This window comes from Actinomadura barringtoniae (assembly GCF_017573505.1).
In the GTDB taxonomy this organism is placed as follows: domain Bacteria; phylum Actinomycetota; class Actinomycetes; order Streptosporangiales; family Streptosporangiaceae; genus Spirillospora; species Spirillospora barringtoniae.
The window spans coordinates 223,721-230,767 of sequence record NZ_JAGEOJ010000019.1 but is presented as its reverse complement, the minus strand read 5'-3'; the positions used below and the strand labels follow the sequence as shown (position 1 = coordinate 230,767).

6 protein-coding genes are annotated in these 7,047 nt (G+C 71.9%); 4 read left to right on the top strand and 2 right to left on the bottom strand.

Features of this window, described 5'->3' with window-relative positions; all coding sequences use genetic code 11:
* Nucleotides 1-815 precede the first annotated feature (815 nt).
* Genes J4573_RS39695 through J4573_RS39685 form a run of 3 tightly spaced genes read left to right on the top strand, consistent with a single transcriptional unit; the run spans nucleotide 816 to nucleotide 2,592 of the window.
* Complete coding sequence (locus J4573_RS39695; RefSeq protein ID WP_208261285.1) at nucleotides 816-1,097, top strand: hypothetical protein; 282 nt, start codon at nucleotides 816-818, stop codon at nucleotides 1,095-1,097.
* Between the two features lie 47 nt (nucleotides 1,098-1,144).
* Nucleotides 1,145-1,990 carry a hypothetical protein gene (locus J4573_RS39690; protein WP_208261284.1) on the top strand — a complete coding sequence of 282 codons (846 nt, stop codon included), beginning with the start codon at nucleotides 1,145-1,147 and terminating at the stop codon, nucleotides 1,988-1,990.
* A 5-nt stretch (nucleotides 1,991-1,995) separates the two neighbouring features.
* Nucleotides 1,996-2,592: a helix-turn-helix domain-containing protein gene (locus J4573_RS39685; protein ID WP_307797274.1), complete on the top strand. Its 597-nt coding sequence runs from the start codon at nucleotides 1,996-1,998 to the stop codon at nucleotides 2,590-2,592.
* A gap of 18 nt (nucleotides 2,593-2,610) precedes the next feature.
* On the opposite strand, the gene J4573_RS39680 is transcribed toward J4573_RS39685, so the two are convergent.
* Nucleotides 2,611-3,912 carry an alkyl sulfatase dimerization domain-containing protein gene (locus tag J4573_RS39680; RefSeq protein WP_307797273.1) on the bottom strand — a complete coding sequence of 434 codons (1,302 nt, stop codon included), beginning with the start codon at nucleotides 3,910-3,912 and terminating at the stop codon, nucleotides 2,611-2,613.
* An 11-nt stretch (nucleotides 3,913-3,923) separates the two neighbouring features.
* Entirely contained in the window at nucleotides 3,924-5,417 is a 1,494-nt protein-coding gene (locus tag J4573_RS39675; protein ID WP_208261283.1) for an MFS transporter, read from the bottom strand.
* Between the two features lie 163 nt (nucleotides 5,418-5,580).
* Between J4573_RS39675 and J4573_RS39670 the strand changes: the two genes are divergently transcribed.
* Entirely contained in the window at nucleotides 5,581-6,861 is a 1,281-nt protein-coding gene (locus tag J4573_RS39670; protein WP_208261282.1) for a PucR family transcriptional regulator, read from the top strand.
* Nucleotides 6,862-7,047 lie beyond the last annotated feature (186 nt).

The following is a 7,047-nucleotide window of genomic DNA, read 5'->3' as shown; positions in this document are numbered from 1 at the left end:
AGGTCTGAACTCCAGCCCCGTGAGACCCGCACCCGAACAGCCCACCCCCACCCCCGCCCCCTCCTTCCTCGTCGCCGAGCTTTTCGGCCTTCAACCAGCCCCCCACCCGCCAGTCGGGCAGCAGACCGCCACGGAAGGGGCGACCGCTGCCGCTCACTCCGCGCGCAGCGCGCTACAGGCCCGAACCCAAGCCACGTGGTGAACCGCAGCCGAACAGCGCACCCCCAGCCCTGCCCCCACCTTCCTCGTCGCCGAGCCTTTCGGCCTTCAACCAACACCCACCCCGCACCTGGGCAACAACCGCAACGGAAGGGGAGACCGCTGCCGCAATCCCGCGCGAAGCGCGCCAAGGCACAAGCCCCAACCCCGTGGTGACCCGCAGCCCGACCAGCAACCCAAGCCGTCCACCCACTCTCTTCGTCGGCGAGCTTTTCGGCCTTCAACCAACGCTCAACCCGCACCCGGGCACCAGACCCCAGCGGAAGGGGAGACCGATGCCGCACCCAGCACGCACCCCACACGCCCCGCGCACGCCCCGCGCGCACGCCCCGCACACCCCGCACGCCCCGCGCGCACGCCCCGCACACCCCGCACACCCCGCGCGCACGCCCCGCACACCCCGCGCCACAGGCACGAGCCCCAGCCCCATGCAGACCCGCAGACCCGCAGACCCGCCGGCGAAGTGTGGCATGGCTCGGGGGCCCCGGATCGGCCACGCCGTTAAGTCAGGGTTGAAAGGAGGCCTGCGTGTCCTCTCGGCAGCCCCGAACATCGCTGTGTGACCGACTGGTCCGTCTCACGAATCGGAGGGACGCATGAACGCACGAAGGCCCCTGGCGTCGGTGGCGACGTTCGGCATCCTCGCGGCCGGTGGGCTGATGGCCGCCACGGCGCCCGCACACGCGGCGGCCGACTCCCCCAAATGCAAACACCCCTGCAGCAGCAAGCCGGGGAAGGGCTGGCACTACCTCGACTACTACTTCTGGAAGGACGACTGCGCCGCTGACGGCGCCAAGGGTGTACGGCACGACATCTGGAAGAAGTACAAGTGCAAGGGGAGCCTCTGGACCGACTACGACCTGTGGGTCAAGTACTAGGACCGGCCCTGGCGCCGCCGGTCACGATCGTTCACTATAGTGAACGTATGGTTTATCTCACTAACCTCCCGACGAGCACGGAACAGGTCTCGGTCTACCTCCAGGACACCTATCTGACCGAGGTCACCACCACTGTGACCGCGACCGGGCGCTTCGACGACGGGGCGGCCTGGATCGCCGTACGGGACAACCCCCTGCACCCTCAGGGCGGCGGGCAACCGGCCGATCGCGGATGGGTGAACGACTGCGAGGTCGTTCCGGTGCGTCAGGCCGATTCGGGACTGGTGGTGGCCCGCGTGAGCCAGGAGTCCGCGCGGATGGTCGATGGGCCAACCGATGACGGTGTCACCGGGCTGGCCGATGGGCTGGCCGATGGGCTGGCCGACGGGCTGGCCGACGGGCTGGCCGATGGGCTGGCCGATGGGCTGGCCGACGGTGGCGACACCGATGGACTGGCCGAGGGTGACGTCGTCCGCGTCCGCGTCGACGCGGAACGGCGGCGGCTGCACGCGGCCCTGCACACCGCGGGCCACCTGGTCGAGGCGGCCGGGCGCACCCTCGGCTGGGAGATGGCGGGCAGCATCCACTTTCCCGGCCAGGCCCGCATCGAGTTCACGTCCGGCGCCGGAGCCGTTCCCGAGCCGCACCTGCGGGAGGAGGCCGCCGAACGGCTGCGCGCCTGGATCGCTGTCGCGATCGCCGATGACGTGCCGGTGAGCGCCGACCACGACGCCGACGGCCGCCGCGTCGTCCGGCTGGGCGGCCTGCACGCCGCGCCGTGCGGCGGCACGCACGTCCGCAGCCTCGGCATGCTGGACGACGTGACGGTCACCGCGGTGAAGGCGAGAAAGGGCCGGATCAAGGTCTCCTACTCCGCCTCGCACCGGCCGTGAGCTCCGTGGAACGCGCCGGTCGCCCCGCCAGCCGTGCCGCCGCCACGGCCGGGGCCCAGATCCAGCGCCGCCGCCAACAGCGCGGGATGAGCCAGGCGGAACTGGCCCGGCGTACCGGCTTGAGCAAGGCGACGCTGTCGCAGCTGGAGGCGGGCGCGGGCAATCCCACGATCGACACGCTGGACGCGGTCGCCGTGGCGCTGGCCGTTCCGCTGAACGACCTGCTGACACCCGCGGGCAGCACCGGCGTCCTGCACCTGCCGGGCACCGCTGCCGAGCAGGACGCCCCGACGCGCGAGCTGCTGCGGCGCATCAGCGGCGGTCACAGCCTGGAGATCTGGCGGCTTCGCCTGCCCGAGCGGACCAGTGTCGACGGCGTGCCGCACGCACCGGGGACCACCGAGCATCTCCTGGTCGCCTCCGGCGGGCTCGTCGCCGGGCCGGCCGACGATCTGCGGCGGCTCGAACCCGGCGACATGCTGGCCTTCCCCGGCGACGCTCCGCACGGCTACCGCACCGGCGAGGTACCGGCCGACGTCACCGTCGTCATCGCCTCCCCCGTCATCGCCTCGCCCGTCATCGGCTCCCCCGTCATCGCCTAGGACAGGCTTAGGACAGGCCTAGGACAGCACGTCGGTGAGGACGGTGCCGGAGCGCTCGGGGCCGCCGACGGCTCGGCGGGACTCGTTGGCGGCCCAGGTGTAGACGCCCTTGGCCATGAGCGACGACTCGTCCGCGGCGCGCGCCGCGTAGACCTCGGCGCGGACCTCGTGCAGGGCGGCGTCGTCCGGGTCGGCCTGGGTCGCCATCTCGGCCAGGTGCGAGGCCAGGCGCAGGTCGCCGGCCTCGACGGCGCGGCGGGCGGCATCGGCGAGCTTGCCGGTGCCGCCGGCGAGCGAGGCGACGGCGCGGGCCAGGTCGGCGTCGGAGCTGGGCTTGAGGTTGGCGGGGTTGCCGTCGTACCAGCCGCCGTACAGCCGCCACAGGTTGCGGACGATGAACTCGGGCTCGTCGTACTTGGCCTGCAGGTAGCCGCGGTCGGCCAGGTGCGCGGGCGGCGTGACCGTGTGAACGATGTCGTCGAGGCGGCGGCCCTCGTTCAGCATGGCGAGGGTCTGCTCGACGATGCTCTCCAGCCATTCGGCGGTCTCGGTGAGCGCCTGGTGGATGCGTTCGGCGCCGAAGATGGGCGCGCCGTGCGACGGCATCATGATCTCGGCGCCGAGGGCGGCCATGCGGCGCAGCGCGTACGCCCACTCGCGGGGATAACGCTGCACCTTCTGCGGGTTGCCGCAGTTGGGCGTGAGCCAGATGAACAGGTCGCCCGGCAGCAGCAGCTTGTACTCGGGCACCCAGCCGACCGTGGCGTCGTCGGTCTCGCCCTTGGCGTGGAAGAGCTCGAACGTCAGGTCGCCGCGCGTGATCGTCAGCGCGTCACGGAACGTGACGTCCGGGTGGCGGTAGACGGTCGGCCAGGTGAGGTCGGGCGCCTGGAACTGCCGCTGGTTGATGACCGCGTTGTAGCCGTTGGTCAGCACGTACCGGTCGAAGCGGGCCTTGACCGCCTCGTGCGCGATCACCTGCGCGCGGGGGTGACCGGCGGCCTGGGCCTCCGCGTCGAACGGGTCCATGCCCATGACGTGGTCGATGTGGCCGTGCGAGTAGAACGCGGTGGTCAGCGGGTCGGTGGTCCACGCGCGGACGTTCTGGTGCATCATCGCGGCGGTGTGCGGGTTGCCGGTGTCGAAGAGGATCAGCTCCCCCGCCGTACGGAACCCGATGATGTTGCCGAAGCCGGGCTGCCAGCCGAGACCGTCGGCGAGCTCGATGACGCCGGAGCCGCCCATGCCGGTGTGGACGATGCTGTCGTCGCTCTCCCCCAGCCACACCTTGTCGGCGTAGTCCTTGATGTCGATGCTCACGTTCGGTCCTTTCAGGAGACGGCCGTCGCCGGGGCGGCGGCGGGTTCGAGGGGGAGCGTGGCGCGGTCGCGCGCCGGGCGGATGAGGGCTGCGGCGAGCAGGCCGCCGAGGATCAGGAGCAGCGCGGACAGGTCGAAGGCGTGCTGGAAGCCGGTGGCGGCGCTGTCCGCGCGGTCGACGAGCGCGCCGGTGAGCAGCGGCCCGAACGCCCCGGCGGAGGAGGCGAGCGCGGTCGCGGTGCCGAGGAGGGCGGCGCGCTGCCGTACGGGCGCCAGCTCGGCGAGCGCCGCCTGCATCAGCCCGTAGAACGCGTTGCCGACCGTGAACGCGACCATCATCACCAGGATGAGCGCCGCGCCACCGCCGACGCGGGTGAACGCCAGCATCGCCACGCCCGACACCACCACGGCGGCACCGCCGAGCGCGCCGCGCGCGATCCGGCTCGGATGACCGGCGCGCAGCAGCCGCTGGGAGAACGCCCCGATGCCGAGCATGACGACGATGCCGACGACCTGTGTGCCCGCGGTGATGAGGCTGGCCTTCTCCAGTTCGATGCCGTGCACGCGCTGGAGGAACTGCGGCAGCCAGGTGATCGCGACGGCCATCATCCAGAACGCCGCGAAGCCCGCCGCGAGCCCGCCGAGCACCGTGCCGCGAGTGAACAGCCGCCGGTACGGAACGCGGACGCCGAAACCACCCGGGACACCCGAGACGGCCAGGCCATCCGAGCTGGCAGGGCCACCGGAACCGCCGGAACCGCCCGGGACACCCGAGACGGCCAGGCCACCGGAGCCGCCCGAAGCATCGGAACTGCCCGGAGGACCCCAGCCGCCCAGAGCGTCGGAGCCGCCGGGGGCACCGGAGCAGCCAGGAGCACCGGAGCCGCCGGGGACGCCGGGGACGCCGGGGACGCCGTCCACGGCTTGCGCGGTGCGCGGTGAATAGGGGCCTTCCGCGCCGTACGCGCGCCAGGCGATCAGCCACAGCAGGCCCAGCACGCCGGTGACGACGAACGCGGTGCGCCAGCCGAGCTGGCTCACCACGATCGCCAGGATCGGCCCGCCGATCGCCACCCCGGCGGCGCCGCCGACCGACAGCAGGCTGCTCGGCAGCGTCCGGTCCTTGTCGGGGAACCAGCTGAACGCGGTGTGGTTGGCCATGGGGAACGCGGGGCCCTCGGCGGCGCCGAGCACGATCCGGGTCACGATCAGCGTGCCGAGCCCGGCAGCCGGGAGCGCGATGACCAGCTGGGCCACGCTCCACATCACGACCATGACGGTGAGCAGCCGCCGGGCCTCCATCCGGTCGGCGAGGAAGCCGACCGCGACGCCCGAGACGCTGAACAGCAGGAAGAACGCGCTGCCGATCAGCCCGAAGCGGGTGTCGCTGAGCCCGAGGTCCTCCTTGATGTGCTTTCCGGCGAGCCCCAGGACCGTCTTGTCCATGAAGTTGATCACCATGAAGGCGAAGAGCAGGACGACGACCGTCCAGGCCTTCCGGGACACGGGAGCTGGGGCCGGGGCGGCGGGAGTCTGAGGCGCTGGGGCGGGCGCCGGTGAGGCCATGCGTGCGCTCCGATCGCTGCGGGGTGGTCTAGATCACCCTTCCTCCCGGCCCCGGTGAGCTGCAATGGAACGTCGACCCCCGTTCCGCCGCATTTGCTGTGACATGTCACAATCAAGCGAGATCGGCACCGCCCTGCACCACCACGGAACGGATCACGTCATGGAGGCGAACGAGCAGGTCAGGCGCATGGCGGCCGAGCTGGCGGGCCGCTGCGAGAGCCGCGTGAACCAGCTCGCCCGCGAGCTGGCCGAACGCCATTTCGCTGTGATTCCTAACTACGCCGACCTGCCCGAGGACATGCGGGACCTGGAGATGGCGGGCACCGCGCGGCACGCCATCAGGCAGTTCCTGCAGACGGCGGCGGGCGCGCCGACCTCCGAGGACGACTTCCGGCTGTTCCGCGAACGCGCCGCGCAGCGCGCCGAGGAGGGCGTCGAGCTCACCACGCTGCTGCGCACGTACCACATCGGCGCCGAGGTGATCTGGGAGGCGCTCTGCGACGCGGCCCGGCCCGGCGAGGAGCCCGCACTGCTGTGGCTCGCCCGGCACCAGCTGCGCGGCCTGAACCGCACCGTCATCGCCGTGACCGAGGCCTACCAGGCCGAGCAGTCGGCGATCCTCGCCGAGAAGCGCGAGGCGTACCAGGAGGTGGCCCGCGCGCTGCTGACCGGCGAGACCGCGCACGCCATCGCCGCACGCAACGGCATCGCGCTGGCGCCCGCGTTCCTCGTCCTCAACCTGCACGTCGCCGGGACGCCGCCGCACGGCGAGACGCTGGGCGCGGGCGTGCCGATCTCCCAGATCATCGAACGCCGGACGCTGCGCCAGGTGCGCGCGCGGCTCGAGGGCTTCACCGACGTTCCGCCGCTGACGCTGCTGGACGCGCGCGGCGGGCACGTGCTGCTCCCCCTGTCCGCCGCCGAACGCATGCCCGAACTCGGACGGCTGCTGGCCTCCATCGGGCCCGGCGCCGAGCAGATCATCGCCGGGGCGGCGCGTACCGAAGGCACGGCGGACGTCCCGCGCGCTGCCGACCAGGCCGTGCGGATCGCCCGCATCGCGCAGTCCACCGGCCGCCCGCCCGGGGTGTACGAGCTGGACGACGTGCTGCTCGACTACCACCTGAGCGGCCAGGCCGACAGCGGCCGCGCGCTCGCCGCGCTGCTGGACCCGCTCGACGAGCATCCGGAGCTGGTGGAGACGCTGCACGCGTTCCTCGACCACGATCTGGACCGCCGCCGCACCGCGCAGGCGCTGGCCGTACATCCGAACACCGTCGACAACCGGCTGAGCCGCGCGGCGGGGCTGCTGGGCGTGGATCTGCAGACGACGCGGGGCCTGATGCTGTGCGCGACGGCCCTCACGCTCCGTCGGCTCGGCTGATCCGCTTTTGTCCGACCAAGACCATCACACGCAGTCAAAGGGCGCACTCAAATAATCGTTGACCTGGGTTTACGCCCCCGTGACGCAGGGGTACTTACCGCAACGAGATCGTGACGCTGAGTGAAGGAGATCCCCCCGGACCGGTAAAGGTCCGGCTCCGGAACTCACATGTCGAGGGAGGGTCAC

Excerpts from the sequence above, each read along its gene's own strand:
- J4573_RS39695 (WP_208261285.1), top strand. The coding sequence starts at position 816 with ATGAACGCACGAAGGCCCCTGGCGTCGGTGGCGACGTTCGGCATCCTC.
- J4573_RS39690 (WP_208261284.1), top strand. The coding sequence starts at position 1,145 with ATGGTTTATCTCACTAACCTCCCGACGAGCACGGAACAGGTCTCGGTC.
- J4573_RS39670 (WP_208261282.1), top strand. The coding sequence starts at position 5,581 with ATGTCACAATCAAGCGAGATCGGCACCGCCCTGCACCACCACGGAACG.